16 protein-coding genes are annotated in these 18,580 nt (G+C 67.0%); 9 read left to right on the top strand and 7 right to left on the bottom strand.

The window, feature by feature from the left end; translation table 11 throughout:
* Nucleotides 1-72 precede the first annotated feature (72 nt).
* From A9975_RS00345 to A9975_RS00360, 4 genes are read left to right on the top strand one after another with little or no spacing between them, the layout of a single operon-like run.
* Nucleotides 73-873 (top strand): helix-turn-helix domain-containing protein, encoded by an 801-nt coding sequence (locus A9975_RS00345; protein WP_150985188.1) that lies wholly within the window; start codon nucleotides 73-75, stop codon nucleotides 871-873.
* A complete protein-coding gene (locus tag A9975_RS00350; protein WP_183030883.1) occupies nucleotides 870-1,931 on the top strand; it encodes an FUSC family protein in 1,062 nt (353 codons plus the stop codon). The genes A9975_RS00345 and A9975_RS00350 overlap by 4 nt, the downstream gene beginning before the upstream one ends.
* A gap of 27 nt (nucleotides 1,932-1,958) precedes the next feature.
* Nucleotides 1,959-2,474, top strand: a complete 516-nt coding sequence (locus tag A9975_RS00355; RefSeq protein ID WP_150985186.1) for a MarR family winged helix-turn-helix transcriptional regulator — start codon at nucleotides 1,959-1,961, stop codon at nucleotides 2,472-2,474.
* Nucleotides 2,471-3,256 (top strand): DNA alkylation repair protein, encoded by a 786-nt coding sequence (locus A9975_RS00360; RefSeq protein ID WP_183030884.1) that lies wholly within the window; start codon nucleotides 2,471-2,473, stop codon nucleotides 3,254-3,256. The genes A9975_RS00355 and A9975_RS00360 overlap by 4 nt, the downstream gene beginning before the upstream one ends.
* Nucleotides 3,257-3,577: 321 nt before the next feature.
* Here A9975_RS00360 and A9975_RS00365 read toward each other — a convergent pair whose 3' ends face one another.
* From A9975_RS00365 to A9975_RS00375, 3 genes are read right to left on the bottom strand one after another with little or no spacing between them, the layout of a single operon-like run.
* Nucleotides 3,578-6,706 (bottom strand): efflux RND transporter permease subunit, encoded by a 3,129-nt coding sequence (locus A9975_RS00365; protein ID WP_183030885.1) that lies wholly within the window; start codon nucleotides 6,704-6,706, stop codon nucleotides 3,578-3,580.
* Nucleotides 6,707-6,719: 13 nt separating this feature from the next.
* A complete protein-coding gene (locus A9975_RS00370) occupies nucleotides 6,720-7,931 on the bottom strand; it encodes an efflux RND transporter periplasmic adaptor subunit (RefSeq protein WP_183030886.1) in 1,212 nt (403 codons plus the stop codon).
* A gap of 49 nt (nucleotides 7,932-7,980) precedes the next feature.
* Nucleotides 7,981-9,249 carry a TolC family protein gene (locus A9975_RS00375; RefSeq protein ID WP_370563594.1) on the bottom strand — a complete coding sequence of 423 codons (1,269 nt, stop codon included), beginning with the start codon at nucleotides 9,247-9,249 and terminating at the stop codon, nucleotides 7,981-7,983.
* A gap of 525 nt (nucleotides 9,250-9,774) precedes the next feature.
* Here A9975_RS00375 and A9975_RS00380 point away from each other — a divergent pair.
* Nucleotides 9,775-10,551, top strand: a complete 777-nt coding sequence (locus A9975_RS00380; RefSeq protein WP_183030887.1) for a sulfite exporter TauE/SafE family protein — start codon at nucleotides 9,775-9,777, stop codon at nucleotides 10,549-10,551.
* Here the strand turns inward: A9975_RS00380 and A9975_RS00385 are convergent.
* From A9975_RS00385 to A9975_RS00395, 3 genes are all read right to left on the bottom strand, one after another.
* On the bottom strand, nucleotides 10,548-11,033 hold the full coding sequence (locus A9975_RS00385) for a GFA family protein (RefSeq protein WP_150985181.1): 486 nt from the start codon (nucleotides 11,031-11,033) through the stop codon (nucleotides 10,548-10,550). The two genes, A9975_RS00380 and A9975_RS00385, sit on opposite strands and share 4 nt — an antisense overlap.
* Nucleotides 11,034-12,131: 1,098 nt before the next feature.
* Nucleotides 12,132-13,466, bottom strand: a complete 1,335-nt coding sequence (locus tag A9975_RS00390; protein ID WP_183030888.1) for an ABC transporter permease — start codon at nucleotides 13,464-13,466, stop codon at nucleotides 12,132-12,134.
* Nucleotides 13,463-14,413 carry an ABC transporter ATP-binding protein gene (locus A9975_RS00395; protein ID WP_183030889.1) on the bottom strand — a complete coding sequence of 317 codons (951 nt, stop codon included), beginning with the start codon at nucleotides 14,411-14,413 and terminating at the stop codon, nucleotides 13,463-13,465. Before A9975_RS00395 ends, A9975_RS00390 begins: the two co-directional genes overlap by 4 nt.
* Before the next feature lie 184 nt (nucleotides 14,414-14,597).
* On the opposite strand from A9975_RS00395, the gene A9975_RS00400 reads away from it, so the two are divergent.
* The 4 genes from A9975_RS00400 (at nucleotide 14,598) to A9975_RS00415 (ending at nucleotide 17,600) form a co-directional block, all read left to right on the top strand.
* Nucleotides 14,598-14,786 (top strand): hypothetical protein, encoded by a 189-nt coding sequence (locus tag A9975_RS00400; protein ID WP_174423822.1) that lies wholly within the window; start codon nucleotides 14,598-14,600, stop codon nucleotides 14,784-14,786.
* A gap of 256 nt (nucleotides 14,787-15,042) precedes the next feature.
* Nucleotides 15,043-15,915, top strand: a complete 873-nt coding sequence (locus A9975_RS00405; protein ID WP_183030890.1) for a hypothetical protein — start codon at nucleotides 15,043-15,045, stop codon at nucleotides 15,913-15,915.
* 192 nt (nucleotides 15,916-16,107) lie between these two features.
* On the top strand, nucleotides 16,108-16,728 hold the full coding sequence (locus A9975_RS00410; RefSeq protein WP_183030891.1) for an N-acetyltransferase: 621 nt from the start codon (nucleotides 16,108-16,110) through the stop codon (nucleotides 16,726-16,728).
* Between the two features lie 221 nt (nucleotides 16,729-16,949).
* Nucleotides 16,950-17,600: an HAD domain-containing protein gene (locus A9975_RS00415; protein ID WP_183030892.1), complete on the top strand. Its 651-nt coding sequence runs from the start codon at nucleotides 16,950-16,952 to the stop codon at nucleotides 17,598-17,600.
* Between the two features lie 99 nt (nucleotides 17,601-17,699).
* On the opposite strand, the gene A9975_RS00420 is transcribed toward A9975_RS00415, so the two are convergent.
* On the bottom strand, nucleotides 17,700-18,569 hold the full coding sequence (locus A9975_RS00420; protein WP_183030893.1) for a DMT family transporter: 870 nt from the start codon (nucleotides 18,567-18,569) through the stop codon (nucleotides 17,700-17,702).
* Nucleotides 18,570-18,580: the final 11 nt, after the last annotated feature.

Consider the following 18,580-nt stretch of genomic DNA (forward strand, 5'->3'; position numbering starts at 1 on the left):
TACACTTCTCGGGCAATTTCTTACGAATCCCAGCCACATCCGAAACCCTGCGCCAAAGCCGCGCCGAGCCAGATGCCACGCACCACCTACCAGCCCGTCACGCTGACCCAGCCCACCGCCGAGCAGCCGGTCATCGTGCATCTGCGCCAGCCGCCGCCCAATGCCATCATTCGTCGCCATCGGCATGCGTGGGGACAGATCTCGTGCCCCCTGCGCGGCAGCATGCGGGTGACCGCGGCAGGCACCACCTGGGTGGTGCCGACCATGCGCGCGGTGTGGATTCCGCCGGATGTGGAACACGAGGTGGTCACGCTGGGCGACGCAGCGCTGCATGCCTGCTATGTGCTGCCACAGGCGGCGCCGCTGTCGCTCACCGCCTGCGTGGTCGTGGAAGTGTCGGCGTTGATGCGCAACCTGATGGTGGCGCTGACCGACGCGGCCAGCTTGTCCGCGCCACGGCGCCAGCTAAGCGCGGCCCTGCTGCTCGAAGAGTTGCGCACCGCGCCCACGCTTTGGCCGGGGCTGGCCTTGCCCACCGACCGCCGCCTCAAAGCCTTGTGCGATGCCTTGATGGAGCAGCCAGGGTCGGCGCTGAGCCTGGCGCAATGGGCCGAACTGACGGGCGCCAGCGAGCGCACCCTGGCGCGGCTGTTCCGCACCGAGCTGCGCACCAGCTTTGCCGCCTGGCGCCAGCAATTGCGGCTGGCGCACGCCGTGGACCTGATGAGCCGCGGCAAGCCGCTCGCGCACGTGGCGGCCGAAACCGGCTATGCCAATGCCGGCGCCTTCTCCACCATGTTCCGGCGCGCGCTGGGACAGGCGCCGCGCGATTTTCTGGCGGCGGAGTCCCGCAATCACGGGAGGGGACATTGAGCGCAAGGACCCATCTCGCCAAAGCCTTCCGATGGCCCGCCGGCGCGCAGGTGCATCCACGCGAGATGCTCGCGGCAGCCCTGGGCATGGGCATACCGCTGCTGCTTGCCGGCGCCACGGGGCAGATCGCGCTTGGCCGGGCCGCCGCGCTCGGCAGCCTGGCGATCGGCGCCGGGGCGGTCGCCGGCTCGGGCATCGACGCGCGCGACGAATCCCGTATCAGGCCACTGGCGGCCCTGCTTGCACCAGTTGCGGCTGCTGCGGCCATCGCGGCAGCCCTGGCGGGCCACGGCGCCCTGACCGATATCGTCGTCCTGCTGGCCGGTGCGGCGGCCTGCATTGGCGGCTACAGCCGCCCGCTCGCGATCGCAGCCACGCGCTTTATCCTGTTCCTGATCATTGCCACAGGCGCGGCAAGCGCCGCGCCGCATCGGGCAGGCTTTCTCCTGCTCACGCTGGCCGGCGCGCTCTGGACCTGTCTGCTGTGCCTGCTCCTCGCGCCGAGAGCCAAAGCGCTGCCGCAAGCGGGCACCGCCTTGCCGTTGCCCACCACCGCGCAGCGCCTGCGGCGATGGCGGCGCACGCTGTCGCAGTGGGCCGGGTGGCAGTACACGCTGCGGCTGTTGCTCGGCCTGGGCTGCGCCGGCATCCTGCGCTGGCTGCTCCCAGGCCATCACTTCGAATGGATCACGCTGACCGTGGCGATCCTGCTGCAGCGGCAGCCAGAAGGCTTTGCCGTCAAGGCCACGCAGCGCGTGGCCGGCACCCTCCTCGGCGTGCTTGGCGCGAGCTTGCTGCTGGGCCATCAGCTCCCGTACTGGCTGGTGGCATTCAACGCGGGATGGCTGGCCGGCATCCGGCCACTGCTGCGCCTGCGCAACTACCTGGCCTACTCGGCGGTCATGACCCCGCTGATGGTGATGATCATGGGCGCCAGCGGGCCGGCCGACGGCGGCATGCTGATGGACCGCGTGGCGGCGACGGCGATCGGTGCCGTCATCGTGTTGCTGGTCGACCGGATTGCCATGAAGGCAGCGGGTGGCGCGCTTGCCAACTAGTTAGGCGCCATATAATATGGCGCCACTATGCAAGCACTCGAACAGAAGTACCTCGCCCTGCTCAACGAAGCCGAACGACGCCAGTTGCCCGACCTGGACAGCATCCAGCTGTGCTTCCGGGCGTTGTCGCTGGCGTCCGCGATCGACCGCGACTGCGCCGCCCTGCTGGCCCCGCATGGCCTGTCCGAAGGCCGTTTCGTGCTGTTGTTCCTGCTGAACGCGGCCAAGGACGGGCTGGCGCCCAATACGCTCGCCGAGCAGGCCGGCGTCACGCGCGCCACCATCACCGGCCTGCTCGACGGGCTGGAACGCGAGGCGCTGATCGAGCGCCATGCCGACACCACAGACCGGCGTGCCCTGACCATCCGGCTCACCCGCAAGGGCAAGCAGGTCGCCAAAAAGGTGTTCGACGAGCATGGCCGCTGGATCGCCAGCCTGTTCTGTGACTTATCCGCACAGGAGCGCGTTTTGCTCGACGGCCTGCTAAGCAAGGTTTCCGCCGGCATGGCCAAGCGCAACGGCGTGCCGGGAGAACCGGCATGACCCAGTCAGCAGCCCAGCCGGCAACACGCAAAGGCGCGAGCCGGGCGGCGGACATTCCCGCCGACATCCTGGCCGCGCTGGAGCGTGGCGAACTGCAAAGCGCCACGCTCACCGAATGCCTGGCATTGAACCAGGTCACGCTGCTGCGCGCCGTGTTTCCCAAGCTCCCGCCAGCCGCCATGCAGCAAGCCGAAGCCGCCAGCCAGCTCGGCATCCTCAAGCGCATGGCCAGCATCGGCGCCATCCTCTTCGAGCAGCTTGGCGCCGCGGGCATCGCACGCTGCCAGGCGCATCCATCGGATACCGTGCGCGGCTGGGCCTGCTTCATGGCCGGCATGCGGCCGGGCCTGGACCTGAGCCAACGCCTCGCAGCCATCCAGGCGCTGGCCGACGACCCGCATTTCGGCGTGCGCGAATGGGCCTGGATGGCCGTGCGGCCGCATCTCGCTGCGGACCTGGACACCAGCATCGCGCTGCTTGCCGCCTGGACGGCATCGCCATCCGAGTGGCTGCGCCGCTTCGCCACCGAGGCACTGCGCCCGCGTGGAGTATGGTGCGCGCATATCACCGCGCTGAAGAAGCATCCCGCGCAAGCCCTGCCGCTGCTGGACGCGCTGAAGGCCGACCCCTCGCCCTATGTACAGGACTCGGTGGCCAACTGGCTCAACGATGCGGCCAAGGACAGTCCCGACTGGGTACGCGCCCTGTGCCAGCGCTGGCAACAGCATGAACCGGCCGCCGCCACCCGCCGCATTTGCAGCCGCGCGCAGCGCAACCTGTGACGAAAGGACCGGGGGGGCGGATCAGGGAATCAGGGAAATAGAAAAAGCCCGCCACCAAGGTGACGGGCTTCAGACTGCGGACAAACGTGGAGCATTAGCCGAAGCCGCCGAACAGGCCAAAGCCGTACGCCATGACGACGGCTGTCTCTCCCTCTCCCCTCAGGGGGAGAGGGCCGGGGAGAGGGGTGGCTTAGCTAGGACCCACTTGAAGCGAAGCCCGTGGTTTGCTCCAGCACACAGGCGTAGCCAGCGCCTGCCCTCTCCCGCACGCGGGAGAGGGCGCACGACAACGCAGCTCCGGCTCCGTCTGCAACCGGAAGATCAGGCCGGCAGCGAATCCGACAAGCGGTTGTCCTTGCCATTGCCATTGCCGTTCTCTTCGTCCGGCCAGTTGCGACCGACCATCCACTCATACAGCGTGGGCAGCACGATCAGCGTGAGCATGGTGGCGGTGATCAGGCCGCCGATAATGACGATGGCCAGCGGGCGCTGCGTCTCCGAGCCGATGGCGCGCGAGATGGCCATCGGGAACAGGCCCAGCATGGCCAGCAGCGCGGTCATCAGCACCGTGCGCAGGCGGTCCATCGAGCCGGTCAGCACGGCCTGGCGCACGGGCATGCCTTCGTCGCGCAGCTGGTTGAAGTAGGTCACCATCACCACGCCATTGAGCACGGCCTGGCCGAACAGCGCGATAAAGCCGATCGCAGCCGACACCGACAGCGGAATGCCAGTGATGAACAGCGCGAACACGCCGCCGATCAGCGCGAACGGAATGTTCGAGATGATCAGGGTCGCGCTCTTGAACGACTTGAAGGCATTGAACAGCAGCAGGAAGATCACCAGCACCGACAGCGGCACCACGATCGACAGCCGCGCCATGGCGCGTTCCTGGTTCTCGAACTCGCCCGACCAGCTGATCTTGACGTCGTCGGCCTTGACGTTCTTGGCGACCAGTTCCTGCATGTCCTTCACCACGCTGCCCATGTCGCGGTCATGGATGAAGATGCCGATGGACGTGGTGCGCTGGCCGTTCTCGCGGCTGATGTTCATCGCGCCGGAAGCCGCGCGGAAGTGCACCAGCTGCGACAGCGGCACCTGCGCGCCGTCCGCCGTCTGCAGGAAAATATTCGGCAGGTTTGGCAGCTGGCGCTCATTCGGCTTGAGGCGCACCGCCACGCTGAAGTGCTTTTCGCCTTCCCACAGCTCGGTGGCTGCCTTGCCGGCCAGCGCGGTCTCCATCAGGTCCTGCACGTCTCCCACGTTGATGCCGTAGCGGGCAGCCTGGGCGCGGTCGAAGTCCAGCACGTACTGCGGCAGTTCGCCGTCGCGGTCGATAAAGGCGCGCATCACGCCCTGGACCGATTGCACGTTGGCGAGGATCTGGTCGGCCACGCGCTTGTTCTGCTGCAAGCTGTCGCTCTGCACCTTGATCACGATCTGGCCCTTGATCTGGGAGATGCTCTCAAGAATGTTGTCGCGCACCGGCTGCGAGAAATTAGGCTCGATGCCGGGCAGCTGGCGCAGGTTGGCGTTGATCTCGTTGATGATCTTGCGCTTGTCGTAGCCTGCGCGCCATTGCTTGTCGTTCTTCAGGTCGACCAGGATTTCAACGGTGTTGATCAGCTTGGGATCGGTGCCGTCGTCCGGGCGGCCTACCTTGGAGATGGTGGTATTGACCTCGGGCGTCTTGCGAATCACGCCACGCAGGCGGCGGGCCTGGTCGCGCGCTTCGTCGATGGACACCGACGCCGGCAGGTCGAAGCTGACCCACATCGAGCCTTCGTCCAGCTCCGGCAGGAACTCGCTGCCGAGGAACTTGCCGACGCCAACCGTTGCCACCAGCAGGCCAACGGCGATGCCCACCACGGTGCGCTTGTGGTCCAGCGCCCAGGCCAGCATCGGCTCGTAGAGGCGCTTGCTATGGCGCACCATGAAGTTGTCTTCATGCGCAATATTCTTGGTCAGCAGCAGGTGGCACAGCAGCGGCACCAGCGTCAGCGAGATGATCAGCGAGCCGACCAGCGCACCCGTCACGGTGTAGGCCATGGGCGCGAAGATCTTGCCCTCGTGGCGTTGCAGCGTAAAGATCGGGATGTGCGCGGCGATGATGATGATCATCGAGAACACGGTCGGGCGGCCCACTTCGGTGGTGGCCTGCAGGATGGCGTGCATGCGCGCGCGGCTGTCCTTGATCTGGGCTTCTTTCAGCTCGCCCAGCCGCTTGAAGATGTTCTCCACCACGATCACCGCGCCGTCCACGATGATGCCGAAGTCCATCGCGCCAAGCGACAGCAGGTTGGCGGGAATGCCCACCCAGGTCAGGCCGATGAACGTGGACAGCAGCGCCAGCGGAATCACGATCGCCACGATGGCCGCGGCGCGCACATTGGCCAGGAACAGGTACAGCACGGCCATCACCAGCAGCGCGCCCTCGACCAGGTTGCCGAACACCGTGTGCAGGGTCTTGTCGATCAGCGTGGAGCGGTCGTAGTAGGGCACGATCTTCACGCCCTTGGGCAGGATCGAGTTGTCCAGCAGGTCGATCTTCTTCTTGAGCGCTTCGAGCACCAGCGAGGGGTTCTCGCCCTTGCGCATCACCACGATGCCCGAGACGATATCGTCCTCGTCGTCCTGGCCCATCAGGCCTTGGGGCGGGGCGGAACCGGTCCTGATCTCGGCAATGTCCTTGACCAGGATCGGCGTGCCATTGACTTCCGACACCACCACATCGGCGATGTCGGCCGAGGTACGGAAGCTGCCCAGCGAGCGCAGCAGGAATTGCTGGCGCCCGTTGGCCACGGCGCCGCCGCCGGCGTTGGAGTTGGCGCGTTGCAGGGCGGTAAAGAGTTGCGCGAGTGAGATCTTGGCGTCGCGCATCTTCGCCAGGTTGGGGTTCACCTCGTACTGCTTGATGGTGCCGCCAATGGTGACAAGATCGGCCACGCCCGGGACCTGGCGCAGGTTCTTCTCCACCACCCAGTCCTGCAGCGTGCGCAGTTCCTGCGCGCTGTAGCCCTTGCCGGTCAGGCGAAAGCGAAAGATCTCGCCGATGGCGGTGGACAGCGGCGCCAGCTCCGGCTGCACGCCGTCGGGCAGGTCCACCCCGCGCAGGCGCTCGATCACCTGCTGGCGGGCCACCACGTCGGTGGCCTTGTCATTGAAGGTGACCATCAGGAAGGACAGGCCGAACTGGGTGTGCGAGAACACCCGCACGGAGTTCGGCGTGCCGGCCAGCGCGGTCTCGATCGGGATCGTGACCTGGCGCTCGACTTCCTCGGCGGCGCGGCCCGGGTAAAGCGTAATGACGTTGACCTGGATGTCGGAGACATCCGGGAAGGCTTCGATCGGCAGGTTCTTGAAGGCCGCAAGGCCACCCCCGATGAAGATGGCAAGGCCGAGCCAGACGAACAGCTTCTGGTGCAGGGCAAAATGAACGATGCGCGAAATCATGTGGCGGTCTTCCTCACTGCTTCGCGCTGGCGCTGCTGGCTTCGCTGGCGCGCGCCGCGTTGACCGCGGTGGCGTCTCGCAGGATGTCCTGCAGGTACAGGTTGCCGTCGGTCACCACCACGTCGCCATCCTTGAGCCCTTCCACCGCCTCGGCCACGCCGGGCAGCGACGCGCCCAGCTTGATCTGCTTGCGCTCAAAGCGGTTCTGCGCCGTGCGCACGAACACAAAGTGATGGTTCTCGGCCAGGAACACGGCCTTGGACGGCACCGCGACCCCCGGGAAGGAGGCGGCCTGCAGCTTGGCGGTGACGAACATCTCGGCCTTCAGGCGACGGTCCGGGTTGGGCACGGACAAGCGCACCTTGATGCTGCGCGCCGCGGGATCCACGTAATCGGCCACCTTGACCACCTTGCCGGCGAAGGTCTCGCCGGGATAGGCGGCCGACACCAGTTGGACGGTCACGCCGGGCTTGAACAGGGCGATGTCGGTCTCGGCCGCGTCGACCTGCGCCCACAGTTCGCCGGGATCGGTCACCAGGAACAGCGGCGCGGTGGGCGGCTGGTCGGGGCGCAGTTCCATGCCGTTATTGATATTGCGCTCCACCACCAGGCCATCGATCGGCGTACGCAAGGCAAAGCGGTTGCTCGCGCCCTCGCCCTGCGCGCCGGCGCCATACTGGCGCAAGGCAGCCTGGGTGCGCTGCAGGTCGGCGTTGGCCCGGGCGGCATCGGCCTGGGTCTGCTCCAGGTCCTTTTGCGCCACGACGCCGGCACCGTACAGCTCGCGCTGGCGGGCTAGCGCCTTGCCGGCATAGGCGGCGTCGGCCGCGGCCTTGCGGGCGTCGGCCTGGGCCACGCCGAAATCGGTCGAGGTCAGCATGGCCAGCGCCTGCCCCGCCTTGACGTTGGTCCCCGGCTGCACCAGCACCTCGGTCACGCGCCCGGCAAACGGCGTCGACACGCGCACGGTGCGGTCTTCATTCCATACCAGGCGGCCCGGCAGGCTGAGCATGCGCTCGCCGCCGCTCTTGACGGCCTCGCCCACGATGCCGGGCAGCGTCCTGACCGTGGCCGGAAATTCAACGGTGTTGCCGCTGACCTTGGGTTCGTCGCTGGGGGGCGGGGCTTCCTTCTTGCCGCAGGCGGCGAGCGCCAGCGCGACCAGCGAAAACGCGACCAGCCGGGCGGCGACGCCATGGCGGGCCGCAGCACGTACGGGGGACATCGAAGCAGGCTTAGCAGTCATCGGGACGGACATCGGAGCAGACACGGAATTAAGGACGCGGTACATCGGGGCGAGCCTGGGAATTGGGTGAGGACTGCAGGGCGGCGCGGTAAGCCGACAGGGACTTGGCGAAATCACCTTGCGCGTTGACAGCGTCAAGGCGCGTCTGGCGCAAGGCCCGGCGCGCATCGAGCAGGTCCAGCACGCTGCTGGCGCCCTTGGCATAGGCAAACTCGGCGCTGCCGGCGACACTCTCGGCGGTCGGCACCACCCCTTCGACCATCTGCTTGAGCGACAGGCGCGCGGCTTCAAGCTGGTTGCGCGAGCGCTCCAGCTCGTTCTGCGCCTCGAGCAGCACGCGGTTGCGATCATCCAGCGCGGCGTAGTAATCCACCTCGGCACGGCGGGCTTCGCCGCCAAAACTGTGGCGCACGTAGAGCGGGATCGACACGAACACGCCGAAGCTGTTGCCACTGCCGGTCTGGTTGGCGGCCGAGACGGGGTAGTGCTCCGCCTGCGCGCCCACGGTGACATCGGGCACGCGCCCAGCGCGGGCCAGGTCGCGCGCGCTTGCTGCTGCGGCCAGGCGGGCTTGCGCCGCCGCCACGTCCGCGCGGCGCTGCACGGTGTCGGCGTCGGGCTCGGGCACCGGCACGTCCAGGGCGGGCCAGTCGGGTGTCAGGCGATTGTCGGCCAGCGTGCCGGGCACGCCGATGGCTTGCGCCAGCGCGGCCTTGTCGCTGGCATGGTCGGCCATGGCGCTGCGCAGGTCGGCTTGCGCGCGCAGCACATCGAGCTGCAGCTTGGCCACATCGGCGCGCGACACATCGCCCGCCTTCAGCCGAGCCTCGTTGGCCTGCTGGGTGCGGCCGTAGAGCGCCAGCGTCTCGTTGAGCACGGCAACCCGCTCCTGGCTCACCAATGCCTCATAGAACGCCTGGTCCACCAGGCTCGCCTGCTGGGTGATCACCGCCTGCAGCACTTCGCCGGCGGCGCGGCTGGAGGCTTGCGCGGTATCCACCCGCAAGCCTCCCTTGTTGGCCGTCTCGATCACCTGGTCCACACGCAGGGTGGAGTCCACCGTCTTGCTGCGCGGGCCGCCCGAGTTGAAGCCGGCATGCGGGTTGATATTGGCCACGCCCAGGCTCAGCACGGGGTTGGGCCGCTGCGACGCAATCTGGATATCGGCCTGGCTTGCCTCCACATTGCGCCGCGCCGCGATGATGTCGCGGTTGCAGCGCACGGCATCGACCCGCACCTGGGCGAGGGTCAGGGTAGCCTTGGACGGCGGCGCCACGCAGGGGCCGTCCATTGGCATGGGTGCGCTTTGCGGCACATTCGAGCCGGCCACGGCAGCGCCCGCAACGGCGCCGAGAAGGCTTAGCAGCAGGAAACGAGGAATGGAAAAAGACACGATCAATCTGGCTCGGTTCGACTTAAGTGTGCGGTAAACGACCGTGCCCGCCGTTCGGTGCACCGAGTTAGCGAATATTCACGCATCTCCGTGGAACCCGACGTGTTCTTGCCGGTATCCGGCTGCGGCGAACGATCTCCCGAGCGCATTCAAACCGAACTGCATTACAAACGCCTTTCACACGGCCAACAAATTTGGGGAAAAACCCTCGAACACCCCCGTTTCGAGGGAAAACCCTGACAAATACGCTACTTTCATGACAAAACAAAGTGGCCAGCAGGCGGGTCGCCAAACCCGCGTATCATTACGCGCTTCGCGCCTTTTGCCCCCTCCGGAACGCCGGCCCGGGGCGTTATCACTCACCCCGCAGTGCACGCAGTTGCCATGCAGTCGCCACGCTGTTGCCGTTAGAGCCGCCTCCCGTATTCCATGCTTGACCATTCCCTGCTGCCGTCCTTGCTGTCGGCCCTGTTGATCTTTGGCCTGGGCAGCGCGCTGGGCGCCGTGGGCGGGCTGTTCGGCATCGGCGGCGGGCTGATTGCCATTCCCGCGCTGGGCCTGCTCTATGGCATGGACCAGCAACTGGCGCAGGGCACCGCGCTGGTGATGATTGCGCCCAATGTGCTGATCGGCTTCTGGCAATACCGCCGGCGCGCCGACATCGCGCTGCGCACGGCGGTCGTGCTCGGGCTGTCGGCGGTACTGGCGACGTATGCCTCCGCGCGCCTCGCCACCGCCATCGACGCCGTGTTGCTGCGCCGCATCTTTGCCTGCTTCATGATCGGCCTGGCGCTCTATTTCCTCTGGCGGCTGCTGCCAGGGCGCGCCGCCACGGCGCAGCAGGCACGCCTGTCACCGCGCTGGATTCCGGCGCTGGGCATGGTCGGCGGCGCTTTCTCGGGCTTTTTCAGCGTAGGCGGCGGCGTGGTGGCGGCGCCGGCCCTGGTCGGGCTGTTCGGGTTCCGGCAGGCGGCGGCGCAAGGCCTGGCGCTGGCGCTGGTCACGCCCGGCGCGGCGGTGGCGCTGGCCACCTATGCCCATGCCGGCCATGTCGACTGGGCCAGCGGCATCCCGCTGTCGCTCGGCGGCATGCTGACCATCTCGTGGGGCGTGGCGCTCGCCCACCGCATGCCGGAGCGGCGGCTGCGCGCCGCGTTTGCCCTGTGCCTGATCGCCACCGCGGGGATCATGCTGGCGCGCGGCTAACCTTGCAGGCCGTGGCGCCTGTGCCACTCGGCAAGCGACTCGGAGGGCCAGGTGCCGCAGTGCACATGGCCCCGCCCCTTGGGCACATCCACCCAGGGCGCGGCAAAATCCAGCGCGGCCTCCACCACCTCCGGCGGCTTGGGCAACGGCGTATCGATGGCGCTCGCCTGCGGATGCACCAGTTCCGGCCAGCGCGGATCCCAGAGCCATAGTGCGCTGCCGCATTTCAGGCAGAAATGCCGCTGCGCCGGCGAGCGGCGCGCGCGCTTGCCCGGCTCGCGCATCACCGCGTGATAGATGCCGATGTGCTTTTTGCCGCGAACCTTCAGCGTGGCGGCGTCACCGCCGAGGTTGATGGCATAGCCACCGCCGCCCGCCGTCTTGCGGCAGATCGAGCAGTAGCAATGCATGAACGGATAAGGCGAGCCGGACTCCAGGCTGAAGCTGACCGCGCCGCAATGGCAGGAACCTTCGAGATGCATGGGATCTCCCGTGGGGACGGGACTCTAGTGTCCCGTTCCGCTGATTCGTTCGCAAAGTCTGTTGTGCTTGGAGAAGGAATTGTAGGTCGGCGTGAAGTGCATATGCCATGCATGGACGGACCATACGGGGTTGGATATGTATGCACGTATGCGATTTGTATTGCTTGTAGCCCGCTGACTTGGGGGCGTTTTGGGGCGGGGTTTTCATGCTTCTAGCTGCTGTCGCGGCTGTGCCGTGTTGGCCGTTTACGCACGTGTGAGATGTCACTTCTCTTTACTCGTAAAGAGAAGTGACCAAGAGAAAGCGATCCTTGCAGGAGGCTGGCGTGGCGTCATTGGGAGCCCCAATGGTTTCGTCGTACGGCCCCGGGTGCTGATGGACTCGTGCCGTTACCAGTTTAGACCACCACGACGCAGCCAATGTCCAAGGATTCGTGGTGGTCCCCCCGGTAGCAACCACCACGAAACGCTGGCCGTCTGTCGCTCGCGATGCGGGCGGCCACGAAGTTGCAGGCGTCTCGATTTCGTCGTGGGCGCGGTGGCACCGATTCGATAGGCCGAAGTTCTTTTTTTCACCGCGTCCACCCCACCACGAAACCATCGCGGCGTGATGTATTGTGGCGATCCGGGCCGGTACCGGCAGATGGGTGAATGGGCAAGGATTCCGCTACCGAGCAGCCTCACCACGAAACCAGCGTCATCCGCAGGATCGTGGCCGTTTAATCCGGTAACGGCACGAGTCCATTAGAACCCAGGACCCAACGACGAATCCGCCGGGCTACGCAACCCCGACAAGCCAGCCTCCTGCAAGGATCGCTTTCTTTGGGTCACTTTTCTTTACGAGTAAAGAAAAGTGACATCTCACCGAGCTGAAACCGCCAATCTCGCACAGCCGCGCCAGCAGCTAGAAGCATGAAAACCCCACCTCAAAACACTTCCGGCGCCATCGTGCCAAACAAAAAGTACAACCGTATTCCATGACACGGCTCCCACCGATTCAATCCTCGCCAAACCCGGCAGATTTTGTGAGCGAATCACCGGAACGGGACGCTAGGAGCCGGAGCACGACCGCACGCCTGCGCTCCTCGTTGGTGCCTGTTATGCGCTAGCCGCTGGCTCCTCCCAGTCGAACCGCCAGATCGCCAGCAGCGCGAACAGCACGGCAAAGGCCAGCAACACACCGATCGGCGCCAGCGCGGCCTGCAGCGGGAGCCCGCGCCAGGTCATCGCGTCCAGCCCGTCCACGGCCCAGCGCGTGGGCAAGGCCAGCGACACCGATTGCAGCCAGGACGGGAACAGGAAGGCCGGCACCCACGCGCCGCCCAGCATCACCATCAGCAAGGTGGCGAAGATCGCCAGCCCGCGCGTAGCCGCCGGCGTGCGCCCGAGCGCTGCCACCAGCAGGCCGAAGCTGGCGGTGGTCAGGGCAAAGGCCATCACCACCCCGGCAAAGCCGGCCACGCTGCCGTCGATGCGCACACCAAAGAACGCAATGGCGGCGCCGAAGATCAGTGTCATCAGGATCATGGCCGTCAGCGCGCCGCTGACGATGCGGCTGCCCAGCAGCGCAGCGCGCGACACCGGTGCGGCACGCAGGCGCTGCCACAGGCCAAGGCGGCGCATCAGCAGCAGCCCCACGCCAAACTCGATACCCATGAAGAGGATGAACTGCACGCCCATGCCGGCAAAGGCATGCGCGTAGCTGTTGTAGGGACGGCCGCCTTGCGCGCTGGCTGGCTGCTCGCGCGCCTCGAACGGCAGCCCCATCCGCATGCTGGGCACGCCCGCCGCATCCGGCCCGCTCGCGGCGCGCGCCGCCTGCGCCCGCTGCACGCGCTCGATGCTGTCGGCCATTGCCAGCACATCCTGGCGGTACGCGGCCGGGAGGTCCGGATTCGCTGCCATTGCGCCACGCAGCGCGCCGAGCGGCCGGGCCGCGTCCGGCCCGCTGCCCATGGCCGCCTGCGATACGCTTTCCATCACGTGCTGGGTCAGCACACCACGCACCACCGCCAGCGCGAGCGCCTGCGAGGGGTCGTAGCGCAACGTCAGCACCGGCTTGGGCCGCGCGCCGAACAGCGCGCGCGGCGCCGCCTCGCCGAAGCCGCCCGGCAAGGTCACGGCCACCTGCACCTTGCCTTGCCGCACCGCATCGTCGGCGGCCTGGGCCGGCAGCTCGCGCAACTGCAATGCGGGATCCTGCCGCAGCGCCGCGACGATCTTCTGCGACAAGGGACTGTCATCGAGGTCGCTGAGCGCCACCGGGATGCGCGATGGCTTCTGCGTGGCGGGGTTGAACAGGTAGCCGAAGAATGCCGCGATGGCAATCGGCGCGGCCACGCCCATGACGAGCGCCCTGCGATCCGAGAAATACAGCCGCAAGTCCGCGCGGACCAGCGCGAACAAAGCACGCAGTGCATTCAACGCGCTCATGCTCCGTCCCTCAGTTGCCGCCCGGTCAGGGCCAGGAACACATCCTCCAGCGTGGCCCGGCCCGACGCCAAGTGCCGCACCGCGTGGCCGCGGGCGGCCAGCCAGGCCATCACCGCGGGCACGGCGCGCGCGAGATCGTCTACGCCAATGGTCAGCACGTCTGCGCTTTGCTGCGCGTGACGAACGTGGTTCGCAGCGCAGTCATGCGCCAGTTGCGCGGCATCGACCGCGCCGTCGACCGTGACCTGCAGCGTCTCGGCTACCGGCAACCGGCCATAGAGCCCGGCCAGCGTATCGCTGGCCGCCACCTGCCCGTGGTCCATGATCACGATGCGGTCGCACAGGCGCTCGGCCTCTTCCATGTAGTGCGTGGTATAGAGCAGCGCCTTGCCACGCTCGCGCAGCGCTTCCAGGCTGTCGAAGATGGCGTTGCGGCTCTGCGGGTCGACCCCGGTGGTGGGCTCGTCGAAGATCAGGATGTCGGGATCGTGGACCAGTGCGCAGGCAATGTTCAGGCGGCGCTTCATGCCGCCGCTGAAATGCGCAGGCTTGTCCCGCGCGCGTTCGGACAGACCCACCAGCGCAAGTGCCTGGGCCGTGCGCTCGCGCAGCAAGGCACCCGACAAGCCATAGAGCGCGCCGAACAATTCCAGGTTGGCGCGCGCCGGCAGTTCCTCGTAGAGCGACAGCTCCTGAGGCACCAGCCCGATGCGGCGCTTGAGCAGGCTCACCGCACGCGCGCCGGCATCCTGCAGCGCGCTGCCAGCGATGAGAACGCGCCCGGCATCGGGGGCGACCAGGCCGCACAGCATCGCTACCGTGGTGCTCTTGCCGGCCCCGTTGGGCCCCAGCAGGCCCGTGATCTCGCCGCCAGCGACGGTGAAGGTAACGTCCTTCACCACCGCCCGCGTGCCATACGATTTGCCCAGGCCGATGGCTTCGAGCATGTGGCGCCCCCTCTCGTGAAGACGCACGATTCTAGCCGAGGTGCCCGGACAGGATGCCCCCCTCGCGTCAGCCGGCGAGGGGGGCTGGCTGGACAATCCCTACCCGATATGGCATAAGCGTACGTGCTGCCTTAAAGAACGGCAGCACGCTTGCCAGGATTTTCCACCCTTCATTCGAGACCGCATGCTCCTCGTCCCGCACCGCAACGCAGTCCGCCGCCATGCCATGCATGCGGTGGCAACGCGTGCGTGCGCGGCCAAGGGCGGCGTGCGCTCGCTGCGCGCCACACCGGCCGCGGTCAACACCTATGGTTTCGCCGCCGTGCTTTTCCAGGCCGTGCGGGGAAACCAGGACACACCAGCCAGATCCTGATTTTCCCCGCACGGCACTTTGCCTGAGGGCGCATCGCGCCCCTTGTCCAATGTGCAACCTGGGAGAAAAGCCGTGTCTTCGTCTTCGATCTATCACAAGACCCTCTGTGCGATCGGCACCATCGCCGTCGTCTACTTTCTCATCAATCTCTGATTGAGCGCGGGGCCACGGCTTAGCCGTCGCCCCGTCATGGCCCTGCACCCCTTTTTCCTGCCGCGGCGCGTTCGCGGCATTCACTTCGCACGCCTTCATCGCCATGGAGCTCACCAAGAATTTTGTCAAAGCCAAGCGCCCCTGCGCCGATGGCTACCGCTGGTTCGTCCGCAATCGCCAGGACGGCAGCGACTACCAGCACCTGCTCGACGCCCTCGTCGATGACGGCCGCGTTGACGACGCCTGCTGGCTGCTCACACAGTTCGGCCCCACCGACGCCGTGCTGGCCGTGGACAGTATCGATGCTGAAGCCGTGGTCTTTGCCGGCTCGCTGGTGGTGCGCGGCTGCATCGACGTCGGGACCACGCTGCGCGCCGGGGGCAGCATCCAGGCCGGCGGCGGCATACGCGCGGGCCGGGCCATCGTGGCCGGTGACAGCCTTGCGGCGGCCGGCGGCATCCATAGTGGCGGCGTGCTCGAGGCGGGCGGCGATATCAAGGCCGCATGGGGCATCGACGTGCAGGACGCGATCAGCGGCGGCGGCAACCTCAAGGCCGGCTGGGATGTGCTGTGCGGCGGCAAGATCGCGCTCGCCGGCAGCGCGGTGGCCGGGCAGGACCTGATCGGGCAAGCGGCCATTCACTGCGGCAAGAGCATCCGCGCCGGCGGTGTCATCGATGCCCGCCACACCGTGCGCGCCGGCCACGGCATCGAGTGCGGCGCGTCCATTCGCTGCGGCATGCATCTGGAGGCCGGCTGGGGCATCAAGGCCCTCGAGGCCATCGTCGCCGAATGCGCCATCAAGGCGGGCGAAGGCCTGCAGGCGGGCGACGAGATCCGCGCGGGCGTTGGCTATGGCGTCTACGCCGGCCTGGATGTCAGGGTCGACGCATGGCCGGCGAGCGCGAGGGTGCTGGCGGCGCGCAAGCCCGAAGGTCTGGTGAGCGGATGGTGGGAGGAACCTGCCATGTGCTGAGACGCCATCGCACTGCTTGCCCTTGCTCCTTCACCGTTCTCGCGTTCTCATCGTTCTCACCCTTCACTTGGGAGATAAGCAATGTTCTACAAAGTCTTGCTGGTCCTGGCCTTCTTCATGGTCGTGGTGTTTGCCCTGGCACGGGGCTTCCAGCACATGCCGGTCTAACCGCCGCGCCTCCAGGAGAACGACATGTCCATCATGGCGCCGCCCATCGCGCTTCCATGGCTTGCTCGCAGGCTCGAGCTGCGCATCGATGTCAGCCACCGCCCCGCCGAACTCGACCAGGAGTTCGGTTCCATCTACGGCCGCCTGCACCGGCCGGGCGACCGCCTCCACGGCATCCCGGCGATCGCCACCGACTCGCCGGAGCTGGTGATCCGCTACCGCGAGGCGGATGGCGAGTACTACGTCTATGTGGAGGACGTGGCGCGCAAGCGCCTGGCGGGCTACACGGTCTTCAACCGCCTGATCGAGGTGGGGCGGCGCGCCGACCACTACCTGCGCGCGCCGCACTCCAAGTACGAGACGGCCTACCAGCGCCGCGGGCTGGCTACCGCGATCTACCGCTGGGGACTGGACGCCGGCCTGTGCCTGATGACGGGCGCGCGGCAGTCCGCCGGCGCCAATGCCTTGTGGCACTCGCTGTCGAAGGACCATGTGCTGGGTTATGTGGACCTGCGCTACAAGACGCTGACCTATCTCGGGCAGGAAGTCAGCCGCGAAGTGCATGACGACCTGCACACGCGCATGATCCTGCTGGGCAAGGGCTGGAGCATCGAGCGGCTGGCAGCCGTTACCGGCATGCTGTAAAGCCGCGCTGGCGCCGCTTGCCGGGTTCATGAAAGCCGGAATCGCCCGGGCTAATTGTTTCGCGCGGAAACAACTAGCCCGGGCGAATCGCTGATTTTTACGAAGTCGCATCTCAAGTTACAAATATGTTGCAACTTAGGCACTTCTCGCCTCTCCAGATTTTCCCGGATGCGTCGTAATCTTCAAACGTGCCAACCGGCGCTGCAACCCAATAGGAAATCATGTCCGAACGCCTCATCATGCTTGACGTCCCCGGTGTCCTCTACTCGAGCCGCTCCGAGGCTCGGCTGGGCGGAATCCCCGATACCGGCACCATGCGCGACGTCCGCTTCTTCGATCCCGTCGCGCTCGGATTCGTGCGGCGCCTGTTCGGCCTGGCCGGTGCGCGCGTGGTGGTATCCGAGGCATGGCGCCGCGGCGTTCCCGCCGCCATCCTGCAGCAGCTCGACCTGCAGGTGGAAGGCATGACCCCCGACATGCCCGGCGGCCACGCCGCCCGCATCGCGGCCTATTTCGCGCACCGTCCGGCACCGCAGGCCTTTGCCATCCTGACCTGCGACACGGCGTCGATGCAAGACCCGCAATACGCGCACCTGCTGCCGCACGTGGTCAGCGTGAATCCGGCCGAGGGCCTGACGCCGGCCAACTTCAAGCAGGCGCTGGATATGCTCGGCGTGGCGTGCCCGTCTACCCTGTGCCTCGACACGCAGCCCGACGCACGCGTGGAGGCCCGGCTGGAGCGGCTGCGCCGCCTGGCCAAGGAAGCGCCCGCGCGTTTCGAGGTGGGCACCGTTGCCACGCCCCTGCTGCAAGCCGTGCCAACGCTCGCGCTGCCGGCGCGGCGCACGGAAAAACTGCTCGCACACGCCTGATACGTTGCTCGCCGATGCAAGCCGGCCCCGGCCGCGGCGCGCCTCTTCGGCGCGTAGCGGCCGGGGCCGGTTTGGCTTTCGGGCAAGCGGGCTACCGGGCTACCCCAGGCTGTCCGCTTTCTGGCTGAACACCAGCACCAGCCCAAGCACGATCGCCACCATGCCTGCCAGGCTCAGCGCAGCAAGGCGATTGCCCAGGAACAGGTAATCCATCAGCGCGGTCACGGCCGGCACCAGGTAGAACAGGCTGGTGACGTTGACCAGGTTGCCCGCCTGGATCAGCCGGTAGAGCAGCAACGTGGCGCCCACCGAAATCACCAGCGCGAGCCAACCGAGCGACAGCGCGAAGCCCGCCGAGGGCACCACCGCCATCGGCTGGAACGGCACGAACAACAGGCACAGCGCCAGGCCCGCGCCGTATTGCAACGGCATCACATCAAGCGGTGCTTGCCGGATGCGCTTTTGCAGGATGGCGCCAATCGTCATGCACGCCAGCGCGCAGAGCGCAAAGCCCATGCCCGGCAGCGAGATCCGCGCCAGCGCTATCCCCTGGTAGACCACCAGCACCAGCCCGCCCAACGCCACCGCCAGGCCTGCCAGCCGGCGCGCGGAAAAGCGCCGCTCCACCAGCAGCAAGGTCAGGATCGGCTGCACGCCCAGCAGCGTGGCCAGCACGCCCGGCGTCATGCCGCGCGCCAGCGCCAGCAAGTAAAAGATCGAATATGCGCCGGTCAGCAGCAGCCCGGAGCAGACCACCTGCAAGCGCGTGCCGGGCTGCGGCAACCAGCGCCGCCGCCAGGCCGCGAGCACCAGCAGCAGGGCCAGCGCCAGCGCAAAACGCGCGGCCAGCAAGGCAAAGGCGGAAGCGTATTCAAGCCCGAGGCGCGCAAAGATGGCGCCGCTGCTCCATAGCAGCACGAAGAGCGTGGTCGAGCCATGCGCGCTCAGTGCGTGTTTGTTCAAATCCATGGGTTTCACCT

Source organism: Cupriavidus sp. UME77 (assembly GCF_014170355.1).
Classification (GTDB): domain Bacteria; phylum Pseudomonadota; class Gammaproteobacteria; order Burkholderiales; family Burkholderiaceae; genus Cupriavidus; species Cupriavidus basilensis.

Coding starts and splice junctions, on each gene's coding strand:
- A9975_RS00345 (WP_150985188.1), top strand. CDS start 73: ATGCCACGCACCACCTACCAGCCCGTCACGCTGACCCAGCCCACCGCC.
- A9975_RS00370 (WP_183030886.1), bottom strand. CDS start 7,931: ATGTCCCCCGTACGTGCTGCGGCCCGCCATGGCGTCGCCGCCCGGCTG.
- A9975_RS00360 (WP_183030884.1), top strand. CDS start 2,471: ATGACCCAGTCAGCAGCCCAGCCGGCAACACGCAAAGGCGCGAGCCGG.
- A9975_RS00400 (WP_174423822.1), top strand. CDS start 14,598: ATGCTCCTCGTCCCGCACCGCAACGCAGTCCGCCGCCATGCCATGCAT.
- A9975_RS00410 (WP_183030891.1), top strand. CDS start 16,108: ATGTCCATCATGGCGCCGCCCATCGCGCTTCCATGGCTTGCTCGCAGG.
- A9975_RS00385 (WP_150985181.1), bottom strand. CDS start 11,033: ATGCATCTCGAAGGTTCCTGCCATTGCGGCGCGGTCAGCTTCAGCCTG.
- A9975_RS00365 (WP_183030885.1), bottom strand. CDS start 6,706: ATGATTTCGCGCATCGTTCATTTTGCCCTGCACCAGAAGCTGTTCGTC.
- A9975_RS00390 (WP_183030888.1), bottom strand. CDS start 13,466: ATGAGCGCGTTGAATGCACTGCGTGCTTTGTTCGCGCTGGTCCGCGCG.
- A9975_RS00420 (WP_183030893.1), bottom strand. CDS start 18,569: ATGGATTTGAACAAACACGCACTGAGCGCGCATGGCTCGACCACGCTC.
- A9975_RS00415 (WP_183030892.1), top strand. CDS start 16,950: ATGTCCGAACGCCTCATCATGCTTGACGTCCCCGGTGTCCTCTACTCG.
- A9975_RS00395 (WP_183030889.1), bottom strand. CDS start 14,413: ATGCTCGAAGCCATCGGCCTGGGCAAATCGTATGGCACGCGGGCGGTG.
- A9975_RS00375 (WP_370563594.1), bottom strand. CDS start 9,249: ATGCCAATGGACGGCCCCTGCGTGGCGCCGCCGTCCAAGGCTACCCTG.
- A9975_RS00380 (WP_183030887.1), top strand. CDS start 9,775: ATGCTTGACCATTCCCTGCTGCCGTCCTTGCTGTCGGCCCTGTTGATC.
- A9975_RS00405 (WP_183030890.1), top strand. CDS start 15,043: ATGGAGCTCACCAAGAATTTTGTCAAAGCCAAGCGCCCCTGCGCCGAT.
- A9975_RS00355 (WP_150985186.1), top strand. CDS start 1,959: ATGCAAGCACTCGAACAGAAGTACCTCGCCCTGCTCAACGAAGCCGAA.